Origin of the sequence: Hypericibacter terrae (assembly GCF_008728855.1) — a bacterium.
In the GTDB taxonomy this organism is placed as follows: domain Bacteria; phylum Pseudomonadota; class Alphaproteobacteria; order Dongiales; family Dongiaceae; genus Hypericibacter; species Hypericibacter terrae.
This window is the reverse complement of record NZ_CP042906.1, coordinates 1,645,326-1,669,398: the sequence shown is the minus strand read 5'-3', so window position 1 is coordinate 1,669,398 and position 24,073 is coordinate 1,645,326. Positions and strand designations below refer to the sequence as shown.

Genomic DNA, 24,073 nt, shown 5'->3' with positions numbered 1-24,073 from the left:
CGATGCGATTGCCGCATCGAGCCTGATTCTCGCAAGCCCCAAATCCCTGCCGGGGCCGGGGCCAAAGCCGGGCGTAACATAACCTTGTGCATTCACCTTGGCAAATCCCGGAATTTCAATGGGTTCCGCGACATTCGGCGGCGCTCGGAAACAGGGCGGCGCCGGGCGCTAACGCGATCTTCACCAGGATCGGCGCAGGATCGCCATCCGGTCCCCCAGGAAGGGCGGACCCGACGAAAGACCAGGACGGCCGCCATGCTCAAGAACATCGTCCTTTACCTGATTCTGGGCGCCTCGCTGACCCTGCAGGGCTGCGCGGGCCTGCCGGCCGACCTCGCGATGGGGGCCGTCACCGCCACGACCTTCACGATGGACAAGAAACTGCCGACCGACTACGTCGCCGGCTGGATCACGGGCGAGGACTGCTCCTCCTTCGAACTCGAGCGCACCGGAAAATACTGCCGCACGCCCGAAGAGATCGCGGCCGACGAGGCCGCCGCCCATCCGCCGATGCCGGTCTATTACTGCTACCGGACCCTGGCGGTGGTGGATTGTGTGAGCAAGCCGATCCCCGGCCAGGAATCGAGGCTGGTCCAGTAGCGCTGCCGCCGGCCTTCCCCTCCATTCCGCCCCCCGGAAAGCTTCGACGGGCTCGGGCCCTCGGGACTGGACCGGCTGCGGATTTTGGCCGACACTATCGGCACTGGATTGATTCCCGGGATCCGCCGATTCACCGTGGCGGGACCCTTCCCCGGGAATCGATGCGGTCCTTGCAACGCGGGAGCCGAGTGCCAGTCGCCGCATGTCGAGTCTGATCCGCCTCGCCGAATATCGGCGCCAACAGCGCGTGGTTTTCTTCAGCCGCCGCGAATTGAATCAGCTTCTCTCCCTCTATAGCCGGCGGGTCATGCGCGGCGAGTGGCGCGACTACGCGATCGATCATCGCACCGGCATCGCGATGTTCTCGGTCTTCCGCTCCAGCCGCGAGCGCCCGCTCTTCAGCATCGCCAAGCGCGTCCCCGTCACCGGCCCCGCGAACGAGCGCGAGGCCGAATATCTGCTGCTCAATGGCCGCCACCGGTTGCGGCGAACCCAGGCACTCGAGGACATCATCGAGCTGCTGGAGTCGGGCCTGCGCGTCGTCGGCTGAGCTCCACCCACTAGCCCTGGCCTCGAAGGCCCGTCCCCGCGACTCCGCCGACGCTGCCATCCGAGTCGCCGCGTCGCTCGAGATAACTAAATCAAAACAATCTTTTATCGGCAAGCTCCAGGACCCCTGGCGCTTATCCCCAGCTTGATTCGCGGAGTCGCCGAATCGATCTTGCAATACCCGATATGGTGGGATGAAACTCTGTGACCACAATATCTCGGGTTCTACCCCATATTTGGGACCAGATCGGAGGAAGAGCCATGGAGTGGACAGAGGAACGGATTGAAGCCTTGCGGGCGCTCTGGATGCAGGGCCTGACCGCGAGTCAGATCGCCGAGCGGCTCGGTGGCGTCAGTCGCAATGCCGTCATCGGCAAGGCCCATCGCCTGGGCCTGTCGGCCCGTCCGTCGCCGATCAAGCGCGAGCCCGGCGCCAAGCCCGTGCCGATGCCGCGTCCGGCCCGCGTCGCGCCGCCCCAGCATCATGCCGAGCCGGCCCCGATGCCGGCGGCACCGCCGGCCCCGCAGCCGCAGCTCAGCGCCAAGGCGCCGGGAGCGGCTCCCGCCGGCGGCGGCAAGGGCTGCATGTGGCCGATCGGCGACCCGAAGCAGGCGGGCTTCCATTTCTGCGGCGCGCCGTCGGAGGCCGGACGGCCCTACTGCACGCAGCATTGCGCGGCGGCCTATCACAAGCGCCAGGTCGACGCGGCGTAACTTCCTACCTATCCCCTCCCCCCTCGCGGGGGAGGGTTAGGGAGGGGGATGACGGGATCTCCCCAACAGACGGAATTCTTCACTCCCGTTGCAGTCAGCGACGCGAGAGTTGAATCGATTCTGACCTCTGGAGCGAGGGTTCCCCCTCCCTGGCCCTCCCCCGCGAGGGGGGAGGGGACATATCTCGACAACTCGCCCCCTACTTCGCCGCTTCCGCCGAGGGTAGCTTCGCGCCCGTGTCGAGGAGCACGCGCAGCGCGTCGGCGGGAAGATGGGCCTGCACGGAATCGCCGGGGTTGAACGGGATCTCCTCGCCGCCATTCTGCACCAGCACCTGGATGACGTTGCCGGTGGCGAGCCGCACGATGAGCTGGACGGCGTTGCCGAGATAGACCGAGCGCTCGACCTGGCCCGGCACGCGATTCTCGCCGGTCGAGTCCTTCTTCTCGAGCTTCACCCGCTCGGGGCGGATGGTGATCTTGGTCTGGCCCGAGATCGAGGTGTCGCCGCGCGCGCAGCGCAGATCGAAGCCGCCGGCCTTCACCTGGCAATGGCCGCCGCCCGTGACGCCGCGCGCATTCGCGTCCATCAGGTTGGAGACGCCGAGGAAGTCGGCGACGAAGACCGTGGTGGGCTCCTCATAGACCTGCTTAGGCGGCGCCACCTGCTCGACCCGGCCGTTCGACATCACGGCGATGCGGTCGCTCATGGTGAGCGCCTCTTCCTGGTCGTGCGTCACATAGATGAAGGTGATGCCGACCTGCTGCTGCAGCGCCTTGAGCTCGATCTGGAGCTGCTTGCGGAGCTTGGCGTCCAAGGCACCCAGCGGCTCGTCCAGCAGCAGCACGGCGGGCTTGAGGACCAGCGCGCGCGCCAGCGCCACGCGCTGCTGCTGGCCGCCCGACATCTGGGCCGGCCGGCGCCGCTCGAACTTGGTGAGCTGCACCAGGTCGAGCGCTTCCCGCACCCGCCGGTTGACCTCGTCCTTCTCGACCCGCGCGCGGCGCAGGCCGAAGGCGACATTGTCGAACACGTTCAGATGCGGGAACAGCGCGTAGTTCTGGAACACCGTGTTGACATGGCGGCGATGCGGCGGGGTCTGCGTCATGTCCTCGCCATCGAGGACAATCTGGCCCTCGGTCGGCTGCTCGAAGCCGGCGATCATGCGCAAGGTCGTCGTCTTGCCGCAGCCCGACGGACCCAGCAGCGAGAAGAACTCGCCCGCCGGCATATGGAGATTGATGCCGTCGACCGCGACGAACGCGCCGAACCGCTTGATGAGATGGACCAGTTCTACTTCGCCGCCGGCCACGTACGCACTCCTGTGTCTTGACTGGGTCTGGTGAGGAAGAACGCGGGCAACCGGCCCCGCTCAGACATCGAAGGCGCCCATCGAGCCGACCATCGACTTGCCGGCGCCGCCCGCGGGCCGCTCGCCGCGCGTCATGAAGCGATAGACCAGATAGGAGATGCCGATGGCGACGAGCGTGAAATAGACCATGATCGAGGCCAGCGCGTTGATCGAGGGCAGCGGCGCCGCCCGCGTCGCGCTGTAGATCCGGATCGGGATGGTGTCGCAATCGGCACCGCAGGAGAGCCACTGGCTGATCACGAAATCGTCGATCGAGATCGCGAACACGATCATCAGGCTTGAGAAGATCGCCGGCATCAGCAGCGGCAGCAGCACCAGACGCAAGGTTTCCCAGGGCGTGGCCCCGAGATCGGCCGCCGCCTCCTCATACTGCCGCCCGATCGAGAACAGGCGGCCGCGCACGATCACCACGACGTAGGAGAGCGAGAAGGTCACATGCCCGAGGACCTGCGCGGTGGTGCTGGGCTCGATGAAGGTGAAGACGTTGAGGAAGGCGAGCGACAGCGACACGCCCATCACGATCTCGGGCGTCACCAGCGGAAACAGCATCAGGAAGTTGGACGCGCTGGCGGCACGCCCGCGCCAGCGCGCCAGGCCCAGCGCCAGCATCACGCCCAGCGGCGTCGCGATCAGCATGTCGAGGCCCGCGAGCTTGAGGCTCTGGAACAGCGCATGCTGCAGCGCCGGATCGTGCCAGACCGAATTGACCGGATCGCCCCAGTACCAGCGCGCCCCGGCGAAGCCCTGCCAGGCGGTCAGCGAGCGGCCGTCATTGAAGGAGAACTGTATCGCGATCACGACCGGCGCGATCGAGGAGATGACATAGACCCAGGTCAGCAGCACCAGGAAGCGCGGCTTGCCCCAGGGATTGGCGATCCAGTCGGTCGCGCGGCGCGCGAAGGTCCGTTGCGGCCGGCGCACGGGGCGCGTCGTGAGTGCCGCCTCACTCATCGCGCACCTCGCGCGTCGCCTTGGCGACGGAGTACATGTAGTAGGTCATCAGCACCGCCAGGAAGAGCGCCAGGATCATGGTCAAAGAGGCGCCGATCGAGGGCTGCGGGCCGCCATGGAAATAGAGATCGATCTGGTTGCCGAGCATGCTGGTGGTGGGCGACCCGGAGATGATGTTGGGGGTGTAATAGTCGCCGAACATCGGCAGCGCGATGATGACGCTGGCCCCCAATATTCCGGTCATCGACAGGGGCAGGGTGACATGGAGGAAGGCGCTGAAGGGGTTGGCGCCGAGATCGCGCGCCGCCTCCAGCAGGCTCTTGTCGATACGGTCGAGGGCCGCCAGCAGCGGCAGGATCAGATAGGGGATATAGCCATAGACCAGCGCCAGGATCACCGAAATCGGGTTGCCGTTCAGCCAGTCCGGCGGATCGGGCATGATGTGGGACCAGGCGAGGAATTCGTTCACATAGCCCGAGGGCGCGAAGAGATTGACCCAGGCCAGCATGCGCATCAGGTAGCTGACCCAGAAGGGCAGCACCAGCAGCGCCAGCAGCACCGACTTGGTGCGCCGCGTGTGGCGCGAGATGTAATAGGCGACCGGATAGCCCACGAGCAGGCAGATCGACAAAGCGAGGCCGACATAGACGGTGGTCCGGATGAACACCGCCCAGTAATCGCCGCCCGGCAGGAACCCCCGGAGCGTCTGGATCATGGAATCGAAATTCCACTCCAGGGGATTCCAGGCCGGCATCGGGATCATGAAGATCGGATCGACGCCGCCGAAGGCGACGCCGATCACCGCATAGAACGGCACCAGGAAGAGAAGGATCAGCCAGACCACGCCCGGAAGGGCGAAGGCCGGCCAGAGGCCGCGCGGATAGATCCCGGAATGCTCGCGCATCGATTCTATGCGCCCGAGACGAACTTCGCGTAGGCGCTCTGCCAAAGCGCCTGGCCTTTCGGCGTGAGCGTCATCTCCTGGATGGCGTCGCCCCCGAAATCCTCGGCCGTCATCACGGCGGTCTTGAGATTGGCCGGGATGCGGCCTTCCGCGATCAGCTTCTCCGGCGTGATCGAGTTCATCGGCGGCTGATAGCCGTTGAAGTTGAGGAAATTGTCGGTCGCGACGGTGTTGTCGACGATGTAGTCGAGCCAGAGATGGGCCAGTACCGGCTTCTTGGTCGAGGCCGAGATCGCCCAGCAATCGTTCTGGATCGGCCCCTTGCCCTTCGGCGCGGACCAGTAGCTCAGGACCGCCGGGTCGGTGCCTTCCGGCATGTAGGAGAACACGCCGCCGAGGAGATCGCCCGACCAGCAATGATGCAGGTAGCAGGTGCCTTCGGGCAGCGTCTGATATTCGGTGATGTTGACCTTGGGATTGCAGATCGGGATCAGCGCCTTCAGGTCGGCGAGCGCCGCGTCGATCTCGGCGGGGTCCTCGGTGTTGATGTCGTACTTGCCGCGATAGAGCATGGCGAGCACCAGCGCCTCGCGCGAATCGTCGAGCACGCCGACGAAACCCTTATAGGCTTGAGAGTTCCAGAAGATCGACCAGGGGTTCGAGAGGTTGGGGATGTCCTCCTTGACCTTGTCGTTGCGCCAGCCGATGCCGGTCGTATAGACGGTATAGGGCACGGTGTAGCGCGATCCCTGGTCGTAGAACGGGCTGTGCAATGTCGGCCAGACGTTCTTCTTGAGGTTCGGCACATAGTCCGGATTGACCGGCTTGATCAGTTTGCCCGCGACTGCCTGGGCCAGCCGGTCGGGGGTTATGTTGGTGACGTCGGCGCGGACCGCGTGCGTCGCGAGGCGCGTGATGCACTGGTCCATGCTGTCGAAGGTGGTGATCTGCGTCTTCACCTTGTGCAGCTTGCCGAACTCGTCGACCAGCTTCTTGTCGATATAGTCAGAGTAGTTGTAGATCGTGAAGGTGCCGTCGGTCTCGGGCGCCAGTCCGCTCTTGATCGGATCTTCCCAGAGCGGCAGCGTGACCGGCTTGTCGGGACGCGCCAGCGGAATGCCGCCGGGCCCCACCAAGGCATCGTCCGCCAAAGCGATGCGCGTCAACGAGGGCAGCAGCGCCGAACCCACGCCCAAAGCCGCCAAGGTCTTGAAGGCCTGCCTTCGCGAAATCCGGCCCGCCCGCAGACCTTCCAGAATCGCGTTCACACCAGCGTCATGATTACGCATCGCCGTCGCCTTTCAGATGGGTTGGAACGAATGCCCTTCGGCCTGCCGTCGTCAGACGGCATGGCGGCCCGCTATCGATGTCGGAAGGGTTGGAGTCGACTCTGAAAGCAGGAATCACGTCCTGCTTGCGTATCGATTGCGCAGGTCTGGCCGCCACTGCTCTCACGAGGAAGTTTCGATCGCTGACTCGCGAAATTCTATCGCTGGTGGCGCAACTCCATCATTAACTGTTGTTCATGTCAATCTGAGAGCGCGTTTGTGCCGATGGCCGCTCACGCAAAAGCGCCGCCAGCGGGGAAGAAATTCCAATGGAATCAGAATTCCGCCGTCGCTATCGCAGCGGACGGCCCGACGCGCGCAGATCCTCGATGACGAGGCAATGGCTGATGGTGTTCCCGTCGTCGGAAAGCGGCATCAAGGCCCACTCATAGAGGCGCGTGCGCCCATCGACCCAGAGGATATCGTCGACACCGAAGATGGGTTTGCGCTTGCGCAGCATCGTGTCGTACTGCGTCAGGAACTCGGCGACCGTCTCCTGATTCCAGCCGAGCTCATGCAGCCACTCCCAGGTGAAGTCCACGCCGCGCAGCCGCACGATCTCGGTGCCGACCAGGCGATAGCGGATGCGCAGCGGTTCCTGATGAATCTCGGCGATCGACATGAAGGGGAGACAGGACACGATCGCGGTCGGATCGATATCGCCCTTTGAGGGGAAGGCGCGGCCCTGCCGAAGCGCGTCCCAGTGGCGATAGAGCCGGTCGATATCGACCGACTGAAGCTGATCCCGTTCGAGGAACTGATACATCACGCATTTCCGAAGCCGGCCGGCGGGCCACCGTCCAGGAGGGCGGCATCTTAGGGGCGTGTCACCGAACAGTCATGCGTGGCCTGGACGGCGGGACGTCATCTTTTTGCCAGATTGACAGGCTTGCGATTACGCGCCCGGGCGCGCACCGGCAGCCCACTATCACGGGCTCGGCCGCTCCGACAACCCCTTCATAACATTGCGTTTGTGCCGGACCCGCCAGCACCGGTCGAGACGGTCACGGGGCCCTGGGAACCGGTGGCAGCGCCGTCGTCCGGACATGCTCCGGGCGAATTCCCATTCCCACCAGCCGGGCCGGAATGCGCTGCAGCAGCGGCAGGCGGCCCAGGAGCCGGAGCTGCCAAGGTGCCTCGATCTGCGAATCCTTCGCCAGGACGGGGCCGATGACCCGGTTCTGAATCGTGACCTGCAGCCATTGGATGATGCGGGTCGGCAGCATGCGCCGGCGCTGCACGGCCTCGAGCTGGGCGTCTGTCGGCCTTCCCTGACGCAGGGCCGCGGCCAGGATGTTCGCCGCCGCGGCCGAATCCTGGATCGCGAGATTGATGCCGACGCCGCCGATCGGCGACATGGCATGGGCCGCGTCCCCGATGAAGAGCAACCCCGGTCGATGCCACTGGGTCAGGCGATCGACGGCGACGGTCAGGAGTTTGATATCGTCCCAGCTGGTGAGCTCGCCGACACGATCGCGCATATAGGGCGCGCCGCGCGCGATCGCCTCCTGCACCGCCCCCAGGCCCTGTTTCTTGATTGCCTCGAACCCGTCCTTGCGAATGACCAGCGCACATTGCCAATAGCTGTCGCGATTGAGCATCACCAGGATGCGGCCGCCATTGATCCGCCCGAGCGGCTCGTCGCCATCGCTCGGGCGGCGCGACAGGCGCATCCAGAGCACGTCGATCGGCGAGCCAAGGCGCTCGACCGGAAGGCCGGCCCGATCGCGCATCCGCGAATGCCGCCCGTCGGCACCCACGACCAGATCGGCCCGCAGCGCGAGCTCGCCCTGGCTTGTGCGTGCCCGGACGCCGGCCACGCGGCCCGACTCCTCGATGAGGTCGATGGCTTCGGTCTCCATCAGCAGCCGGAAGTTCGGATAGTTCGCCGCCTTCACGGCCAGGAAATTCAGGAACTCCCACTGCGGCATCAACGCGACGAAGCGGCAGTGGGTCGGCAGATGGGTGAAATCGGCGACCCGGATGGTCGCATTGCCGATCACCGCATTGAGATGACGAACCTCTTCATGCGGCCGCGTCAGGAACTCCGGCAGCAGTCCCAGCTCGTAGACCAGCTCCAGGGTCGAGGGATGGATGGTATCGCCGCGGAAGTCGCGGAAGAAATCGGCATGTTTCTCCAGCACGGTGACCTCGACGCCGGCACGCGCCAGCATGAGACCCAGCATCATGCCGGCGGGACCGCCGCCGACAATGCAGCAGCCGGTCTCGATCGATGAGATGTTGTCGGTCACGGCCTGCGCGCCCCCTGGGCATCAGCCTTTCGAGCCGAAGGCCTTCTCGTAAAGCTCGGGCTTGAAACCCACCAGCAGCCGGCCACCGACATCCAGCACCGGCCGCTTGATCATCGAAGGCTGGGCCAGCATCAGGGCCACGGCCTTCTTCTCGGTGAGGCCTTCCTTGTCCTTCTCGGGCAGCCCGCGGAAGGTGGTGCCCGCACGGTTGAGAAGGACTTCCCAGCCGACCTCTCGGGCCCAGCCATCGAGGCGGCCGCGATCGATCCCGGCCGCCTTGTAGTCGTGGAACTCGTAAGCGACGCTGTGGGCCTCGAGCCAGGCGCGCGCCTTCTTCATCGTGTCGCAGTTCTTGATGCCGTAGATCGTGACGGCCTTGGCCTTCGCCATGTCGCACAGGTCCCCTGTCTCATTTCGGCCGCCGATAGTCGCACAAAATCATGCTCTTGAGAAATGTCCGCCGGCGCCATCGGTGTAAGCCCCCGTGCGCCCGGCCCACGGGTTGGAGAGATCCCAACACTAAGGTATTTACCTTAGTGTTGGAATGCACTATGACCGTGAGCGCCGGCTTGCGGAGGTGCCTCGATGCTCAGTGCCGTCGACCCTATCGACAGCGTGTTTCGTGCCTTGGCGGATCCGACGCGCCGCCATGTGCTGGAGCGGCTGAACCGCGGCCCCGGCTCGGTCAGCGAACTGGCCGAGCCTTTCGACATGGCCCTGCCCTCTTTCGTCGAGCATTTGAAAGTGCTCGAGGAGAGCGGATTGGTTCGCTCGCGCAAGACGGGCCGGGTCCGGACCTACCAGCTCGTGCCGAGGCGCCTGAAGCTCGCCGAGGATTGGCTGACACGGCAGCGCCGCTTCTGGGAGCGCCGTCTGGACCAGCTCGATGCCTATCTCTTGACCCTGAAGGAGAAAGAAAAATGACGTCACCGCGGCTATGGCACCCCGACCCCAAGCTCGATCTCGTCCTGGAGCGCGTCATCGACGTGCCGCCGGGGCTGGTATGGGCCGCCTGGACCAGGCCCGAGCATGTCGTCAAATGGTTCTGTCCGGCCCCCTGGTCGGTCTCGGATTGCGAGATCGATCTGCGGCCCGGCGGCCTGTTCCGCACCACGATGCGCTCGCCCGAAGGCAAGGAATTCCCCAACGTCGGCTGCTATCTCGAGGTCGTCCCGGAGCAGCGGCTGGTCTGGACCGACGCGCTGCTGCCCGGATACCGCCCCTCGACCAATCCCTTCTTCACCGCGATCATCACCCTGGAGCCGCGCGGCCAGGGCACCCGCTACATCGCCACGGCCATCCATCGCGACGAGGCGGGAAAGAAGCAGCATGAGGAAATGGGATTCTTCCAAGGCTGGGGCACGGCGCTCGATCAGCTCGTCGCCCACGTCAAGACGATGATGTGAATGAACCGATCGCATCCTGCCGAAGGGACCAAACCCATGACGCTGGCGCTTCATCTTCATCCCCTCTCGTCCTACTGCCAGAAGGTGCTGATCGCGTTCTACGAGAACGGTGCCGCGTTCGAGCCGCGGCTCGTCAATCTGGGCGATCCGGCCGACAGGAAGCGTTATCTGGATCTCTGGCCCCTCGGCAAGATGCCGGTCCTGCGCGACGAGGCCCGCGACGTCACGCTGCCCGAGAGCAGCCTCATCATCGAATATCTGGATCGGCATTATCCGGGCGCGCAGCCCCTGATCCCCGCCGACCCGGAGGCGGCCCTCGAGGCGCGCCTGTGGGACCGCCTCTGCGATCTCTATATCATGACCCCGATGCAGAAGATCGTCGGGGATCGAATTCGGCCGGCCGGCGCCCAGGACCCTCATGGCGTTGCCGATGCCCAAGCGACGCTCAAGACGGCGTATGGCATATTCGAGCAAAGCTTGGCCGACCGGATCTGGGCGGGCGGCGACCGCTTCGGCATCGCCGATTGCGCGGCCGCACCCTCGCTGTTCTTCGCGGATACGCTGGTCCCCTTCTCGGCAACGCACCGGAACCTGTCGGCCTATTTCGAACGGCTGGTGAGCCGTCCGTCCTTCGCGCGGGTGCTCGGGGAAGCCAAGCCCTGGCTTCAGTATTATCCCTTTCAGGATCGAATCCCGGCGCGATTCCGCTGAATTCCAGCCGGCTGCGACACGGGTGCGTCAGCCGGCGGCCGGGTTGGCCGTGTCGGCTCTGCCGGCGGATTGCGGCCTGATGAACAAACCCGTTACTTCGTCATGCTTCTTCCGGACCTCCTCCTCGATACGCCGCACGCGCTGCTCGATGCCGACGGTATTGAGATCGTCGTCGAAATCGATGCTCAAGATCGCGATGACCTGATCGGATGCGAGATGCACCGTCAGCACGTCGTTGACCCGGCATATGCCCGGGACCGAAGCGGCGGTCGCGCGGATCGAGGCGATCAGCTCGGCGCTCGCGGGCTCGCCGATCAACATCCCCTTGGTTTCCCGCGCCAGGACGACCGCGACGATGGCGAGGACGCCGCCGATCAGGATCGATCCGATGCCGTCATAGGCCGGATTGCCGGTGGCCAGCGCCACCGCGATCGCAGCGGCCGCGATGACGATGCCGACAAGCGCCGCCGAATCTTCGCACAACGTGACAATGGTGGAGGAATCCTTGCTCCGTCTGAAGGCCTGCCACCAGCCCTGCGCGCCCTTGGTCGACCGGAATTCCCGAAAGGCGAAGAACCAGAAGGAGCCCTCGAACAGGAACGAGAGCCCCAGAACGACAAAATTGACGACGGGGTAGGTCATCGCGTGTGGCTCGCGGATGTGAAGCAAGCCTTCATAGACGGAGACGCCGGCACCGCCCGAGAAGATCAGCAGGGCGACAATGAAGCTCCAGAAATAGAGCTCCCGCCCGTAGCCGAGCGGATGGCGCTCATCCGGGGGACGCTGCGAACGATGCATGCCGTAAAGCAGCAAGAGTTGATTCAGGGTATCCACGAGCGAGTGAACGCCTTCCGTCAGCATCGACGAGCTGCCGGTGACGAAGGCCGCTCCGAATTTGGTCACGGCGATCAGGACATTCCCCGTGAGTGCCGCATAGACGACCAGACGACTTTCCCGGCCTGTTTTCTGCGCGCGCATGGCTCACTCGCACTTGGATGGCATCGGCCTAGGGCCGCTTCGGAATCTCCAGGCCGCGTTTTACGGCAGGCCGCGCGAGCCCGCGCTCGAGCCACGCCGGGACGCGCGTCAGGCGGTCGAACTCGACCAGGTCGCGTGCGCCATAGAAGCCGACCAGGTTGCGCACCCAGCCCAGGAGGGACATGTCCGCGATCGTGTAGGCATCGCCCATGATCCAGGCGCGGCCGTCGAGGCGCGTCTCCAGAACGCCGAGCAGGCGTTTCGATTCGTCGCGGTATCGTTCGAGCGGCCGCTTGTCCTCGATCTCGCGGCCGGCGAATTTGTAGAAATAGCCGACCTGGCCGAACATCGGCCCGACCGACGCCATCTGGAAGAATACCCATTGGATGGTCTCGTAGCGTCCGATCGCATCGCTTGGGAGAAACTTGCCGGTTTTCTCGGCCAGATAGATGAGGATCGCGCCGGATTCGAACAGGCCGATCGGCCGTCCACCCGGCCCGTTCGGATCGATGATCGCGGGGATCTTGCCGTTCGGATTGAGCGACAGGAACTCCGGGGTCCAGCTTTCATTCTTGCCGATATCGATCGCATGCGGCTCGTAGGACAGCCCCATCTCCTCGAGCGCGATCGAGACCTTCACCCCGTTGGGCGTCGGCAGCGAATAGAGCTGGATGCGATCGGGATGCCGGGCCGGCCAGCGTTTGGTGATGGGAAAAGCAGAAAGATCGGACATGCGAGACTCCAACAAACCGGCCGCAAGGGAAAGATATCTGCCGGCTTCTTCATGAGCGACACAACCTGCTTGGCTGGTCCGGAAGAGTCAATTTCCCACGCCTCCTGGTCCCACAACACCTCCGCCTCAGCCCGATAACGAGACAAAAGACATCGTTGGTATCAGGGTCAATCGCGATGTCAGCAACTTCAGACAAATAACGCGCCTCGCCGACTTGAAGCCCGTCAGGAATGCGCCTAGTTGAAGCTACGGTGATCCCCGCCAGCGGGAGGCCTTTCCATGAAAAACATCGGAACCGGTCCATTGCGATGAGCGAGCCTCACTCCAAGACATTCTTCATTACCGGCGTGAGCTCCGGCTTCGGGCGCGCCCTCTCCGAGGCGGCGCTGGCCGCCGGCCATCGCGTCGTCGGGACGTTGCGCAACGAGCCGGAACGCGCGGCATTCGAGGCCCAGAAGCCCGGGCGGTCGCACGGCGTCCTTCTCGACGTGACCGACGTCGCGCGGATCGCCCCGACGATTGCCAAGGTCGAGGCGGCGATCGGGCCCATCGATGTCCTGATCAACAACGCCGGCTATGGCCATGAAGGACTTCTCGAGGAATCTACGCTGGACGAGTTGCGCCGCCAGCTCGAAGTCAATTTCTTCGGCGCGGTCGCTGTGATCCAGGCGGTGCTGCCCTACATGCGCAAGCGGCGCGCCGGCCGGATCGTCAACATCACCTCGATGGGCGGGATCATCACGCTCCCGGGGATCAGCTTCTATCACGCCAGCAAGTTCGCGCTCGAGGGGCTGTCGGAATCCCTGGGCAAGGAGGTGAAGGGGCTCGGCATCCATGTCACGGCCGTCGAGCCAGGCTCCTTCCGAACGGATTGGGCCGGCCGATCCATGGTGCGCGCACCGCGCAGCATCCCGGATTACGACGCGGTCATGAGTCCGATCCGCGAGCGGCGTCAGGCCCTGAGCGGACACCAGCAGGGCGATCCGGCCAAGGCGGCGGCGGCGATCCTGACGCTCCTGGAATCGGACGACCCGCCGGCCCACCTGCTTCTCGGGTCGGATGCCGTCCGGCTGGCCCAGGAAAAATTGCAGGCCCTGCAGGCGGACTTCGATCGATGGAAATCCGTCTCCCTGTCCACCGACTATCCGACCTGATTTTTCGAAACCTCTCTTTGCCATTCACCTGGAGCCGTTGCCATGACCAGACCCGATGCCCGCGCCTCCGGCCAATTCGCCATCGGCGGAACGAATGTCACGCGTCTCGGCTATGGCGCCATGCGCGTCACCGGCCCCGGAATCTGGGGCGAACCCAAGGACCGGCAGGAGTCCTTGCGCACCTTGAAGCGCCTGCCTGCGCTCGGCGTGAACTTCATCGACACGGCCGACAGCTACGGCCCCTATGTCAGCGAGGATCTGATCGCGGAAGCGCTCCATCCTTATGACGGCATGATGATCGCCACCAAAGGCGGCCTGACGCGGAACGGTCCTGATAAATGGGAGACACTCGGCCGTCCGGAATATCTGCGCCAATGCGTGATGATGAGCCTGCGGCGGCTCAAGGTCGAGCAGATCGACCTCTGGCAGCTTCACCGCATCGATCCGAAGGTCCCCCAGGACGAGCAGTTCGGCGTGATCAAGGAGATGCTGCAGGCCGGGCTGATCCGCCATGCCGGCCTCAGCCAGGTGAGCGTCGAGGAAATCAAGGCTGCACAAAAGGTCTTCACCGTCGCCACGGTTCAGAACCGCTACAATCTCGCGGATCGCGCCGACGAGAAGGTGCTGGCCTATTGCGAGACCCAGGGGATCGGATTCATTCCCTGGTTCCCGCTGGCGGCCGGCGATCTCGCCAAGCCGGGTGGATCGTTCGATGCCATCAGCAAGGCGCATCGCGCGACGCCGGGCCAAATCGCGTTGGCGTGGATGCTCAAGCGCAGCCCCGTCATCCTGCCGATCCCCGGCACGAGCCAGGTCCGCCACCTCGAAGAAAACGTCGCGGCCGCGCAGATTCAACTGTCGGCCGAAGAATTCAAAGCCCTCGACGCCCTCGGCCAATAGCGGGGAGCCGAGAACCCGACGCGCTGTCGCTGCCACAGTCGGCCCTCGGCCCGGTCCTGACCGCGCTCGACCTCGTCGCAGCCGTGGGTTTCTCTGCCATTTCGCTCCTTTGCCGCATCCGTGTAATCAGCCCGTCGGCCCGATCTCGATCCTGTTGTATCCTCCCCGGAGGCGTCGGCCATGTCCCTCCGGAGGGCCGCCCATGATCCTCATCGGTCAGTACGACTCCCCCTTCGTGCGCCGCGTCGGCATCGCGCTGATACTCTATGGCCTGCCGTTCGAGCACCGGCCCTGGTCGGCCTTCGGCGATGCGGACAAGATCCGGGTCTATAATCCGCTTGTCCGGGTGCCGACGCTGGTTCTCGACGATGGCGAGGTGCTGATCGAGAGCCACAACATGCTGGATTATCTCGACAGCCTCATGCCGCCCGATCGTGCGATGTTTCCGACCGCCCAGCCGGCGCGTCGCCAGGCGCTCAAGGTGGCGGCACTGGCGACCGGCCTGGCGGACAAGGGCGTCAGCCTCTTCTATGAGAAGCGACTTCACAAGGAAGTCTCGGACGTCTGGGTCGGCCGCTGCCGCTCGCAAATGCTGGCGACCTTGGTCGCGCTCGAAGCCGACCGGGCCGAAAGCAACGGCACCTATTGGTTCGGCGATCATATCGGCCACCCCGACATCGCCGTGGCCGCCGCCCTGCGTTTCATCGCCGAGGCCCATCCCGGAATGATCGCGATGGTGGAGTTCCCGGCGCTCTGCGCTCATGCGGCGCGGCTCGAGGCCCTGCCGGTGTTTCGGAAGATCGCGCAGCCGTTCATCCCGCCGAGCTAGTGCGACGGCCTGCCCGGCCCTGCTCAGATCGGGGCTGAGGCCTTATCCTCCTTCAAGCCCCGCGCCACGATGACGAGCGCATCGTCCGCCAGCGGCCGCTGCAGCTTGAGCGCCTCGTCCGGTGCCGCATCCATCCAAAGGTCGAACTCTTCCGGCCTGGTCAGAATGACCGGCATCGCCTGCGGATGAATGGCGCCCACCAGCTTGTTCGGTTCGGTTGTCAGAAAGCCGAAGAGATCGTTCGTCGTCTCTCCCTCCTTCACCTTTCGAACGGAGGTCCATCGCGTCCAGATACCGGCGAAGAATGCGAGCGGCCGCGTTTCGTCGAGGGCGAACCACACGGGCGGCTTCCTGCCATCGGGCAGATGTTCGTTCTCCGAGAAACTGGTGAAAGGCACCAGGCAACGGTTCTCGGTCCCCAGCCAGCGCCGCCAATGCGGCGACTTCACGTTCCGGATGTTCGTGATGCCCGAATCCGAGTTCCGGCCCTTCAGGGCAAAGGCCGGCGACGGCATCCCCCAGCGAGCCATCGTGAGTTCGCGGCCCTCCGGGGTGTTGCGGACGACGGGCGCCGAGTAATCGGGGAAGATTCCCGGAAACGAGGGCAGATTGCCGGTCTTGTCCCGCAAGGCCCGCGCCAGCTGGCGGACGGCCTGCTGGCCCTTGGTCATCGAATAGAGATTGCACAAAGTCCTTCTCCCCGCCGGCAGCATCGCCACAAAGCCGTTTCCAGAACCGTGACGACCCCGGTTCCCATGCCACGGGATCTCACGTCGGCCCGAGCTTACTCCCTCGTCAGAGCCTTGGTGCCCACCGCCAGGCGGCGGGCCAGATCGGGGGCCAGGAGCTTCGCCAGCTTGGCATGGGCCCTGCGCCAGACGGGGATGGCCGCCTCGAGCCGGCGCGCGCCGGCCTCGGTCAACCAGACCGCCCGTCGCCGCAGGTCGCTCTCGACAGCCGCGATCTCGATCAGTCCCTCCGCCTCGAGCGTGCGCAGATTGCGCGACAGGGTCGATTGCTCCAGCCCGGTGCGCTCGGCCAAGGCGCCCAGCCGGTCATCATCCGCCGCGGCAATCTGGGCCATCAGCCCGACCTGCGCCACGGTGACGCCCTCGGCCGTCATCTCGCGATCGAGAAACTGGGTGATGCGCCGCGCGGCCAGACGGCTGTTCCAGCCGGCGCAGGATTCAACCAGAGCCCGCGAGTCCGTCCGGAGAGTCTTCTGCGGTTGCTTTCGGCTGCTCGTCATTCTATGTATATACATTAATTGTAGATACATGGAAATGGAGTTTATCCATGGCTACAGCGAAAAAGGCGGCATTGACGGTCAAGCGCATCTACGAGCCGCCCGCCGAGAGCGACGGCGCGCGCATCCTGGTCGATCGGCTCTGGCCACGGGGCATCGCCAAGGACAAGGTGCATCTCGACCTCTGGCTCAAGGATATCGCGCCCAGCAATGCCCTGCGCGAGCGCTTCCATGGCCATCCGGAAGATTGGGATGCATTTCGCGAGGCCTATTTCGCCGAGCTGAAGGAGCCCGCGGCCCAGACGGCTGCGGCGGCACTTCTCGTCCAGATGCGCCAGGGGCCCGTCACCCTGCTCTACGCGGCCCGCGACGAGGCGCATAACAACGCCGTGGCGCTGAAGCTGTGGCTGGAGCGGCATCGAGAGAAGGCCCGCACGTCATGAGGGACCTGCCGCGGAATATCTTGCATTGCATCGGCAGCACCCGACTCCTGCCCCTGCGCAAGGTCTTGCCCAGATCGGGCGCACGCCTCCTGCTGAAACTCGAGAGCGAAAACCCCACCGGCAGCATGAAGGACCGGATGGCGCTGGCCATGATCGAAGCGGCCGAGGCCGACGGCCGGCTCGGGAGCGGCGGCGGCGTGGTCGAATATACCGGCGGCAGCACCGGCGTCTCGCTGGCGCTGGTCTGCGCGGTCAAGGGCTATCCGCTCCATATCGTGACCTCAGATGCCTTCGCCCGCGAGAAGCTCGACCACATGCGGATCCTCGGCGCGCAGCTTCGGATCGTTCCGAGCGACAGCGGACGCATGACGGAAAAGCTCACCCGGGACATGATCGAGGCCGCCCGTGTTATCACTGCGGAGACCGGCGGGTTCTGGACCGATCAGTTGAACAATCGCGATCAGCTCGCCGCCTATCATCACATGGCCGACGAAATCTGGGCCCAGACCGGCGGGCGGATCGACGGCTTCGTGCAGAGCGTGGGGACGGCGGCTTCCCTTCGCGGCACGAGCGAAGCCTTGCGCCGCCATGACAGCCGGATCCGCGTCGTTGCCGTGGAGCCCGCCGAATCCGCAGTCCTGTCGGGCGGCCCGAGCGGCGCGCACAAGATCGACGGGATCGGCGCCGGCTTCGTCGTGCCGCTCTGGCAGGCGGGCATCGCCGACTGGATCGAACCGGTATCGACCGAAGCGGCCGGCGCCATGGCGCTGCGGTTGGCGCGCGAGGAAGGCCTGTTTGCCGGGACGTCCACCGGCGCCAATGTCGTCGCGGCGCTGCGGCTGGCCGAGCAGCTCGACCGCGATGCGACCGTCGTCACGGTGATGTGCGATACGGGGATGAAGTATCTGAGCAAACACTAGGGACCGGGAGGGGCTTGTCAGCTCGAAGGAGCGGATAGCATTGTAAGCGGTCATCGCGGGCATACCCGCTCCCAGCAACCCGAGGGCTGCATGTCGTTGCATGATTTCAAAGTCCTGACCTTCGACGTGGTCGGCACGCTGATCGATTTCGAGCGCGGGATCATCGACTATATGCGCGAGGTGTCGGGTGCCGATCCCTCCCGGCTCGCCGACGATGCGATCCTCGAATCCTACCGGCGCTCGCGCAATTTCACGGGGCGCGATCCCTATCCGGACGATCTCGTCCGCGGCTATGCGGCGATGGCGACGGATCTGGGTCTGCCGACGGGCCCGAGGCTCGGCGAGGGCTTGCGCGATTCGGTCCGGCGCTGGCCCGCCTTCCCGGATTCGGTCGCGGCGCTCAAGCGGCTGCGCAGGCGCTACCGGCTCGTGGCCATGACCAACGCTCAGCGCTGGGCGCTGGCCCATATGGAGAAGACCTTGGCGTGGCCGTTCCATGACACGGTCACCGTCGACGACGCGCGTGCCGAGAAGCCCGATCCGCAGTTCTTCGCCTTCGCGCGCGGCCGGCTGAGCGCCGCCGGCTACAGGCTCGAGGACAATCTCCATGTCGCCCAGAGTCAGTATCACGACATCGGTGTCGCGCGGCGGCTGGGCCATGCCGTGTGCTGGATCGAGCGCCGGCGGGGCCTGAAGGGGTCCGGCGGCACGCAGGAAGTGCCGGAACTGACCAAGCCCGACTATCACTTTGCCACCCTGGCGGCCCTGGCTGACGCCGTCGAGGCCGAGGCTCTCTAGGCGATCGCGGGCGCCTGCGCGATTGGACCGACGGCGCCCGCTATCGCGGGCCAGCCTCGTTCTTCGCGATCCTTACCGGCTTCGTTGCACCCACCAATGGTGAGTGCCCTGGCCGTGGGCCGCAACTTCCTTCGGCTTGGCAAGGCCGAAATCCTCGATCGCCAGGCAACGATCGACCGGCTGCCCTGCCGGCGCCAGCGGGAAGACGCCGCCGAAGAAGGATCGCGTGCTGTCCCCGATCGTGACCTCGTCTTCGCAATAGACGGGCCGCCGCTCCTCGGCGGACAGCCGATAGAAGTCGGCCAGCTCCTCCTTGGCCTTCACGGTACATTCCTCGATCTCATCGAGGAAGCGGCCCGTCAGGTCACCGCGAAACAAAGCCGCCTTCGTTCCGACAAGGCGGTAGTAGACGCGGAAGGGGTTGCGATGGATCTCCACGACGAAGAGACAAGGCAGCATCCGCTTCATCTCGCCGGGATCGATGTCGCTCCAGCTCGGAATATCTTTGCCGCCCCGCTTCGATCGCCAATAGGCATCGAGCTGGACAACCACCCCGGCCCTGACTTCGGCCAAGGGAATGTCAAATCTGCACAACATCAAACGCTCACTCTGCGGAGCGTGCGAAGGTTATCGAACGCTCGGTTGCAACTCGCATCGATCCCAGCGACGAGTACCGACTCGGGCCCCGCCGCTTCATCTGCAGGTAGAATTTGTGCGACAGTCATCCTGCAAAGCAAGTGCGGAGACACAGAATTCGTCATGCGTCGTCGACCGCCTCGACGATCCGGGGAAGGGCGGCGCAGACGGCCATCGGCGAGCGCATTTTCGATGCCTGCGGGCTTTTGCAATGTCTCGGCATTACCAGTCGCTTAATGACTTCAATGGCTTGGCTCTTGAAGTCCCAGAAAAGGCGAACTGAGATATTGGAAGAGGTCGCCGACATCCACTGCACGCGGAAGACCTACATCGACGAGAATGCCAGCGATCACCAGTGCAGCCATCGCCGGCTCAGGGCTTTGAGCGTCGGTGTCAGACGCGTGCGGTTATAGGCATCCGCCGCCATCTTGATCGCCTCGGCCTGTGTGGGATAGGCATGGATGACCCGTGCAAAGGCACGAAGACCAATGCCCGAGGTGATCGCCAGCGAGAGCCCGTTGATCATCTCGCCCGCATGGCGCGCCACGATGGTGGCACCGAGAATCCGATCCGTTCCCTGCTTCACATGGATTTTAACGAACCCCTCCTCTTCCCCATCGGTGATCGCCCGATCGACGTCATGCATGAGAATGGTGAAGGTCCGCACGGGGATCGCCTTTTCCCACGCGTCCTGGACATAGAGACCGACATGGGCGATCTCGGGATCGGTGTAGGTGCACCAGGGAATCGTCAGCGCGCTCATCCGCCTCCGGCCCAGGAAGAGCGCGTTGCGAACCACGATGCGCGCGGAGGCATCGGCGGTATGCGTGAACTTATGCTCCAGGCACACATCCCCCGCCGCGTAGATCCGCCGATTGGTGGTCTGCAGGAAGTCGTTGACCCGGATTCCGGTGTTGCTGTCGTACTCGACGCCGGCAGCCTCGAGATTCAGGCCTTCCACAGCGGGAACCCGGCCGATCCCGGTCAGGATCTCGTCGACCGCTACGCTGACCCTGTAGTCGGCACTCACGAGATCGACGACCTTTTCTCCCCTTTCGATGCGCACGGCGACGGCCTGGGTGTTGAGATGGATCTCGACGCCGTCGCGCGCCAGCGCGTCGGACAGGATCTGAGCAGCGTCGCGTTCCTCCCTGGGCAGGAACATCGGATCGTCCTGCGCGATGACGACATGCGATCCCAGCCGGCAGAAGGCCTGCGCCAACTCGCATCCCAAGGGCCCCCCGCCGATCACCAGCAGGCGACGAGGGCATTCGGTCAGGCCGAAGACATTCTCGTTCGTCAGGAAACCCGCCTCGGCCAGCCCCGGTATCGTAGGGGGCAGTGGCCGCGCGCCGGTCGCAACGAGCGCCTTCCTGAATCGCAGCGTCTTTCCAGCCACCGTCACGGTTCGCGGGCCCGAAAAGCACGCCTCGCCGAAGAAGACGTCGATGCCCAGGGCGCTCAAGCCCCGCGCCGACTCCGACCGGCTGAGCCGGGTCTGGATGCGCCGGATCCGCCCCATGACCGCCGCGAAATCCATGTCGACGCCCCTAGGCACCTGCCCGCCAAGGCTCCGCGCCGCCCTCATCTCCGCATAGAGCCGCGCGGTTCGGATGATGGCCTTCGAAGGCACGCAGCCCACATTGAGAGAGCCGCCGCCGATCAAGCCGCGCTCGACCAGCGCCACTTTTGCGCCCAGCGCCGCCGCGGCCCGCGCCGCGGTTAGACCCGCCGGCCCCGCGCCGAGGATCACAAGATTGTAGCCATCCGCAGGCTCGGGATTCCGCCAGGCGACCGGATGGACATTGTCGAGGAAGGCGGGATCGACAATGTCGTTCAGCGGTCCACCGAGCCGTTCCACGATCTGCGGCACGGCGCGCTCTTCCGGTGCCAATGGGTTGTTCATGACAGCCAGCCGCCCTTGAAGCCCGCACGCCGCAGCCCGAGGCCGATATGCGGGCATTGCCGCATCAATCGCCACAAGAAGCGCGAGCGGTAATTCTCGATCGACAGAACCAGGATGCCCTGGTCGAGCCCGAAATGGCCCTCGGAGATCCAGCCCGCTGGACCGCTCCCCGGCAAGGTTGGATTGAACCCGCTGGGCCACCGGGAATCCCGGATGAGGTCCGGATAGCGCGCGCAGAGATGGCGCAACGCCCTCATGACGATCTCGGGCGCGAAAGGCAGCGATGCGATCGCCGCGCAAGGACCCAACGTACCGTCGTCGGACCCGTAGGGCACGCCGCGCGCGGCATAACCGAAGAAACGGCGCGTCCGGCCGCGGACCTGAAGGGTCTGGAAGCCTGGCCCGTCATTCGCCGTAAGGGCCCAGCAATCCTTGTCATAGCCTTCGTAGCCATGGGGATTGCGCCTTGCATATTCACGCTGCACATAAGCCGCTTGCCGGCTGTTCTCGAAGTAATCGCTGCCCTTCTCCCGCATGAAACGATCCCGTATCCCGTCGAAATCGATCCAGGCCTGGGAGAAGAGATGAATGAACAGCGGCCCCGCATAGAGATATTCGTGGTCGTAGATGTCTTCCCACTGATAGGTCGAGGTCCAGGCCGTGAAACTCTCCGGCGGCAGGGGATATGAGGGCGATGCCAGGCCCAGCACATAGAGAAGGGTCGCCTCGCTATAGCCTTCCCAGCCGTAATGCAGGAATCCGCCGTCCGGCTTCCAACCCTGGCGCACGGTCGGGCCGCCGCCGCACGCCCATTGCCAATCGACGCGACGATAGAGCGCATCGGCGCACCCACGGATCTCGTTCTCGACCGGCGTGTCCTCGATGAAATAGGTGCTGGCGGTGAGCACGCCAGCAAGCAGCAGCGTGGTGTCGATCAACGACAGCTCCGATTGCCAGACGCGCCGGCCGCTTCGCATGTCGAGGAAGTGATAGAAGAAGCCCTTATAGCCGGTTACGTCCGGCTGCTCGCCCTGCGGGCTGTTCCAGAAGAAGCGCAAGGTGACCAGCACGCGCGCCGCCGCTTCCGCACGCGACAGCCAGCCCCGCTCCGCAGCCACCGCGTAACAGGACAGCGCGAAGCCCACGACCGCGATGCTGCAGGGCGCGCCCGGCCGGCTCGTATCCGCCACCAGGCCGTTCCCCGGATTGCTCTGCTCCAGAAAATATCCGAAGGCTCCCCGCTGGAAGCGATCCAGCAGGGCGTCGTCCGGTGAGCCGGAAAGGTCAGTCACCCGGAGGTACCGCAAAGCGAAGGGTCACGGCAGCCACCGAGAGCGGTGGCAGAACGACATCGAAGCCGACCGCCCCCGCCTTGAACGCAAACGGTTGCGGTTCGGGATCGCAGCGCGAGGCGGCGTTCAGTTCCGCCACCGCGGCCGCGTTCAGATACTCCGGCGCCCCCATCTCCAGCCAGCGCTGCTTCGGGTTGGCATGATCCGCATCGATCCGCCGGATCGTCACCGCCGTCGGTGCCCGTTCGGTCCGAAGCGAGATCTGCGCCGTCTCCGTGGCAATCGGATGGCGAGGGAGGCCGTAATTGGTGAGAAGAACCGTCACGGATTGCACCCCGCCGACAACCCACATATCGACCGTCGGATGCGCGCCTTCGGTCGGCAGCAACCCGCCTCCCAGGGTGTGCAGCAACTCGAACGCGCGGTATGCGGGCTTGGCGATTCCGTGGATGTTGAGGAGTCCGAACCCGCCATGGAACGGCACCGAGGGGAAATAATTCTCCTCGAAGATGTCGGAGAAGGTCCAGTAGCTGTAGCCCTTCACCAGCCCGTTCGCCTCCATGACGGTCTTGACCACGAAGGCGGCCGCGTATGGCTCGTCATGCATCGGATCACGGGGATTCGAGGAGGTGCACCATTCCGTGTAATAGAGCGGCCGGTCGCCCGCCTGACGGCGAACCTCCCGCATCTCGTCGCGGAGCACGCTGCGTCGGCTCTTGGCCAGCTGCGTCTCGGTGTCGTCGCCGGGCAATCCGAAGGCGTCGGTCGGGTAATGGTGGGTGCTGATGAAGTCGACCGGCAGATCGCTTGCGGCACAAAACGCGATGAAATCGTCGACCCAGGCATTGGCCGCCGTCGCCGGCCCCCCGACCTTCAGTTTCGCATCGACCGACTTGATGGCCTCCGCCGTGTAGCGATAGAGCGTGAAATAATCCTGCTGCTTGCCGCTGCCGAAGGCCTCGAGATTGGGCTCGTTCCAGACCTCGAAGAACCAGTCGCGGACTTCCGCCAGGCCATAGCGTTCGACCCAGTGCGCCACGAGCTTGCGAATCAGCACCGACCAATGCCCATAATCCTTCGGCGCCGAGACATTGGCGCGATAATGGAAGACGGTCTTGTCGCCCGATGCCAGGGCGGTGGGCATGAAGCTCAGCTCGACGAACGGCTTCATGCCGATCGAGAGCAGGAAATCGAATATCCGGTCGCTGTTGAAGAAGGAATAGAACAGCGTCTCGCCCTCGGCGATCAGAGTCCCGACATCGTCGCACAGCAGACCGTGGAACCGGACATACCGGAAGCCCAGCTCGTCATGGGCGCGCCGCATCTGTTCCTGCCAGTCTGCCCGCAGCGCCATCGGCGCGTGATCGCTACCGACCATATGCTCCCAGAAATGAGGCATGGCCATCGCCGCGCCGTCTATATTGCTGCTGAAAACTGGACCCATGATCGAT

At 64.8% G+C, this 24,073-nt stretch carries 27 protein-coding genes; 12 read left to right on the top strand and 15 right to left on the bottom strand.

From position 1 onward, the window contains the following. Positions 1–255: 255 nt before the first annotated feature. The 3 genes from FRZ44_RS07655 (at position 256) to FRZ44_RS07645 (ending at position 1,863) form a co-directional block, all read left to right on the top strand. On the top strand, positions 256–600 hold the full coding sequence (locus FRZ44_RS07655) for a hypothetical protein (protein ID WP_151176629.1): 345 nt from the start codon (positions 256–258) through the stop codon (positions 598–600). Between the two features lie 202 nt (positions 601–802). After that, positions 803–1,150 (top strand): DUF2794 domain-containing protein, encoded by a 348-nt coding sequence (locus FRZ44_RS07650; RefSeq protein ID WP_151176628.1) that lies wholly within the window; start codon positions 803–805, stop codon positions 1,148–1,150. Positions 1,151–1,410: 260 nt separating this feature from the next. Then, complete coding sequence (locus FRZ44_RS07645) at positions 1,411–1,863, top strand: GcrA family cell cycle regulator (protein ID WP_151176627.1); 453 nt, start codon at positions 1,411–1,413, stop codon at positions 1,861–1,863. A gap of 199 nt (positions 1,864–2,062) precedes the next feature. On the opposite strand, the gene FRZ44_RS07640 is transcribed toward FRZ44_RS07645, so the two are convergent. The 7 genes from FRZ44_RS07640 to FRZ44_RS07610 all read right to left on the bottom strand — a co-directional run bounded on the left by FRZ44_RS07640 (position 2,063) and on the right by FRZ44_RS07610 (position 9,060). Further along, entirely contained in the window at positions 2,063–3,175 is a 1,113-nt protein-coding gene (locus FRZ44_RS07640) for an ABC transporter ATP-binding protein (RefSeq protein WP_151176626.1), read from the bottom strand. 60 nt (positions 3,176–3,235) lie between these two features. Continuing rightward, a complete protein-coding gene (locus FRZ44_RS07635; RefSeq protein WP_151176625.1) occupies positions 3,236–4,186 on the bottom strand; it encodes an ABC transporter permease in 951 nt (316 codons plus the stop codon). Next, positions 4,179–5,090 (bottom strand): ABC transporter permease, encoded by a 912-nt coding sequence (locus FRZ44_RS07630; protein ID WP_151176624.1) that lies wholly within the window; start codon positions 5,088–5,090, stop codon positions 4,179–4,181. Before FRZ44_RS07630 ends, FRZ44_RS07635 begins: the two co-directional genes overlap by 8 nt. Before the next feature lie 5 nt (positions 5,091–5,095). Then, positions 5,096–6,379, bottom strand: coding sequence for an ABC transporter substrate-binding protein (locus tag FRZ44_RS07625; RefSeq protein ID WP_151176623.1), 1,284 nt, complete (start codon positions 6,377–6,379; stop codon positions 5,096–5,098). Between the two features lie 331 nt (positions 6,380–6,710). Continuing rightward, on the bottom strand, positions 6,711–7,184 hold the full coding sequence (locus tag FRZ44_RS07620; RefSeq protein WP_151176622.1) for a PAS domain-containing protein: 474 nt from the start codon (positions 7,182–7,184) through the stop codon (positions 6,711–6,713). 238 nt (positions 7,185–7,422) lie between these two features. Continuing rightward, on the bottom strand, positions 7,423–8,670 hold the full coding sequence (locus FRZ44_RS07615) for an FAD-dependent oxidoreductase (RefSeq protein WP_225308592.1): 1,248 nt from the start codon (positions 8,668–8,670) through the stop codon (positions 7,423–7,425). A gap of 21 nt (positions 8,671–8,691) precedes the next feature. Continuing rightward, positions 8,692–9,060 carry an ArsC family reductase gene (locus tag FRZ44_RS07610; RefSeq protein WP_151176621.1) on the bottom strand — a complete coding sequence of 123 codons (369 nt, stop codon included), beginning with the start codon at positions 9,058–9,060 and terminating at the stop codon, positions 8,692–8,694. A 195-nt stretch (positions 9,061–9,255) separates the two neighbouring features. Here FRZ44_RS07610 and FRZ44_RS07605 point away from each other — a divergent pair, with 195 nt between their 5' ends. From FRZ44_RS07605 to FRZ44_RS07595, 3 genes are read left to right on the top strand one after another with little or no spacing between them, the layout of a single operon-like run. After that, positions 9,256–9,594, top strand: coding sequence for an ArsR/SmtB family transcription factor (locus FRZ44_RS07605; protein WP_151176620.1), 339 nt, complete (start codon positions 9,256–9,258; stop codon positions 9,592–9,594). Further along, positions 9,591–10,076, top strand: coding sequence for an SRPBCC family protein (locus FRZ44_RS07600; protein WP_151176619.1), 486 nt, complete (start codon positions 9,591–9,593; stop codon positions 10,074–10,076). The genes FRZ44_RS07605 and FRZ44_RS07600 overlap by 4 nt, the downstream gene beginning before the upstream one ends. Before the next feature lie 36 nt (positions 10,077–10,112). Next, entirely contained in the window at positions 10,113–10,787 is a 675-nt protein-coding gene (locus FRZ44_RS07595; protein WP_151176618.1) for a glutathione S-transferase family protein, read from the top strand. Positions 10,788–10,814: 27 nt separating this feature from the next. Here FRZ44_RS07595 and FRZ44_RS07590 read toward each other — a convergent pair whose 3' ends face one another. Then, positions 10,815–11,765 carry a cation diffusion facilitator family transporter gene (locus FRZ44_RS07590; protein ID WP_151176617.1) on the bottom strand — a complete coding sequence of 317 codons (951 nt, stop codon included), beginning with the start codon at positions 11,763–11,765 and terminating at the stop codon, positions 10,815–10,817. A gap of 28 nt (positions 11,766–11,793) precedes the next feature. Beyond that, complete coding sequence (locus tag FRZ44_RS07585; RefSeq protein WP_151176616.1) at positions 11,794–12,498, bottom strand: glutathione S-transferase N-terminal domain-containing protein; 705 nt, start codon at positions 12,496–12,498, stop codon at positions 11,794–11,796. 308 nt (positions 12,499–12,806) lie between these two features. On the opposite strand from FRZ44_RS07585, the gene FRZ44_RS07580 reads away from it, so the two are divergent. The 3 genes from FRZ44_RS07580 to FRZ44_RS07570 all read left to right on the top strand — a co-directional run bounded on the left by FRZ44_RS07580 (position 12,807) and on the right by FRZ44_RS07570 (position 15,381). Then, positions 12,807–13,652, top strand: coding sequence for an oxidoreductase (locus tag FRZ44_RS07580; RefSeq protein ID WP_151176615.1), 846 nt, complete (start codon positions 12,807–12,809; stop codon positions 13,650–13,652). 42 nt (positions 13,653–13,694) lie between these two features. Beyond that, entirely contained in the window at positions 13,695–14,552 is an 858-nt protein-coding gene (locus tag FRZ44_RS07575) for an aldo/keto reductase (protein WP_151176614.1), read from the top strand. A 202-nt stretch (positions 14,553–14,754) separates the two neighbouring features. Further along, complete coding sequence (locus FRZ44_RS07570) at positions 14,755–15,381, top strand: glutathione S-transferase family protein (protein WP_151176613.1); 627 nt, start codon at positions 14,755–14,757, stop codon at positions 15,379–15,381. A 23-nt stretch (positions 15,382–15,404) separates the two neighbouring features. Here FRZ44_RS07570 and FRZ44_RS07565 read toward each other — a convergent pair whose 3' ends face one another. Both FRZ44_RS07565 and FRZ44_RS07560 read right to left on the bottom strand, forming a co-directional pair. Next, entirely contained in the window at positions 15,405–16,070 is a 666-nt protein-coding gene (locus FRZ44_RS07565) for an SOS response-associated peptidase (RefSeq protein WP_191908467.1), read from the bottom strand. Between the two features lie 95 nt (positions 16,071–16,165). Continuing rightward, positions 16,166–16,630: a MarR family winged helix-turn-helix transcriptional regulator gene (locus tag FRZ44_RS07560; protein ID WP_151176612.1), complete on the bottom strand. Its 465-nt coding sequence runs from the start codon at positions 16,628–16,630 to the stop codon at positions 16,166–16,168. A 47-nt stretch (positions 16,631–16,677) separates the two neighbouring features. Here FRZ44_RS07560 and FRZ44_RS07555 point away from each other — a divergent pair, with 47 nt between their 5' ends. The 3 genes from FRZ44_RS07555 to FRZ44_RS07545 all read left to right on the top strand — a co-directional run bounded on the left by FRZ44_RS07555 (position 16,678) and on the right by FRZ44_RS07545 (position 18,788). Next, complete coding sequence (locus FRZ44_RS07555) at positions 16,678–17,070, top strand: DUF488 domain-containing protein (protein WP_151176611.1); 393 nt, start codon at positions 16,678–16,680, stop codon at positions 17,068–17,070. Beyond that, a complete protein-coding gene (locus tag FRZ44_RS07550) occupies positions 17,067–17,990 on the top strand; it encodes a PLP-dependent cysteine synthase family protein (RefSeq protein WP_151176610.1) in 924 nt (307 codons plus the stop codon). The genes FRZ44_RS07555 and FRZ44_RS07550 overlap by 4 nt, the downstream gene beginning before the upstream one ends. A gap of 90 nt (positions 17,991–18,080) precedes the next feature. Next, a complete protein-coding gene (locus FRZ44_RS07545) occupies positions 18,081–18,788 on the top strand; it encodes an HAD-IA family hydrolase (protein ID WP_151176609.1) in 708 nt (235 codons plus the stop codon). Between the two features lie 72 nt (positions 18,789–18,860). Here FRZ44_RS07545 and FRZ44_RS07540 read toward each other — a convergent pair whose 3' ends face one another. The 4 genes from FRZ44_RS07540 to FRZ44_RS07525 form a co-directional block, all read right to left on the bottom strand. Continuing rightward, complete coding sequence (locus tag FRZ44_RS07540) at positions 18,861–19,385, bottom strand: PAS domain-containing protein (RefSeq protein ID WP_151176608.1); 525 nt, start codon at positions 19,383–19,385, stop codon at positions 18,861–18,863. A gap of 388 nt (positions 19,386–19,773) precedes the next feature. Further along, positions 19,774–21,330 (bottom strand): mercuric reductase, encoded by a 1,557-nt coding sequence (locus FRZ44_RS07535; protein ID WP_151176607.1) that lies wholly within the window; start codon positions 21,328–21,330, stop codon positions 19,774–19,776. Continuing rightward, positions 21,327–22,622, bottom strand: a complete 1,296-nt coding sequence (locus FRZ44_RS07530; protein ID WP_151176606.1) for a glucoamylase family protein — start codon at positions 22,620–22,622, stop codon at positions 21,327–21,329. Before FRZ44_RS07530 ends, FRZ44_RS07535 begins: the two co-directional genes overlap by 4 nt. After that, the gene (locus FRZ44_RS07525; RefSeq protein WP_151176605.1) at positions 22,615–24,066 is read right to left on the bottom strand and encodes a GH39 family glycosyl hydrolase; all 1,452 of its coding nucleotides are present in this window, start codon (positions 24,064–24,066) and stop codon (positions 22,615–22,617) included. The genes FRZ44_RS07530 and FRZ44_RS07525 overlap by 8 nt, the downstream gene beginning before the upstream one ends. Between the last annotated feature and the right edge of the window lie 7 nt (positions 24,067–24,073).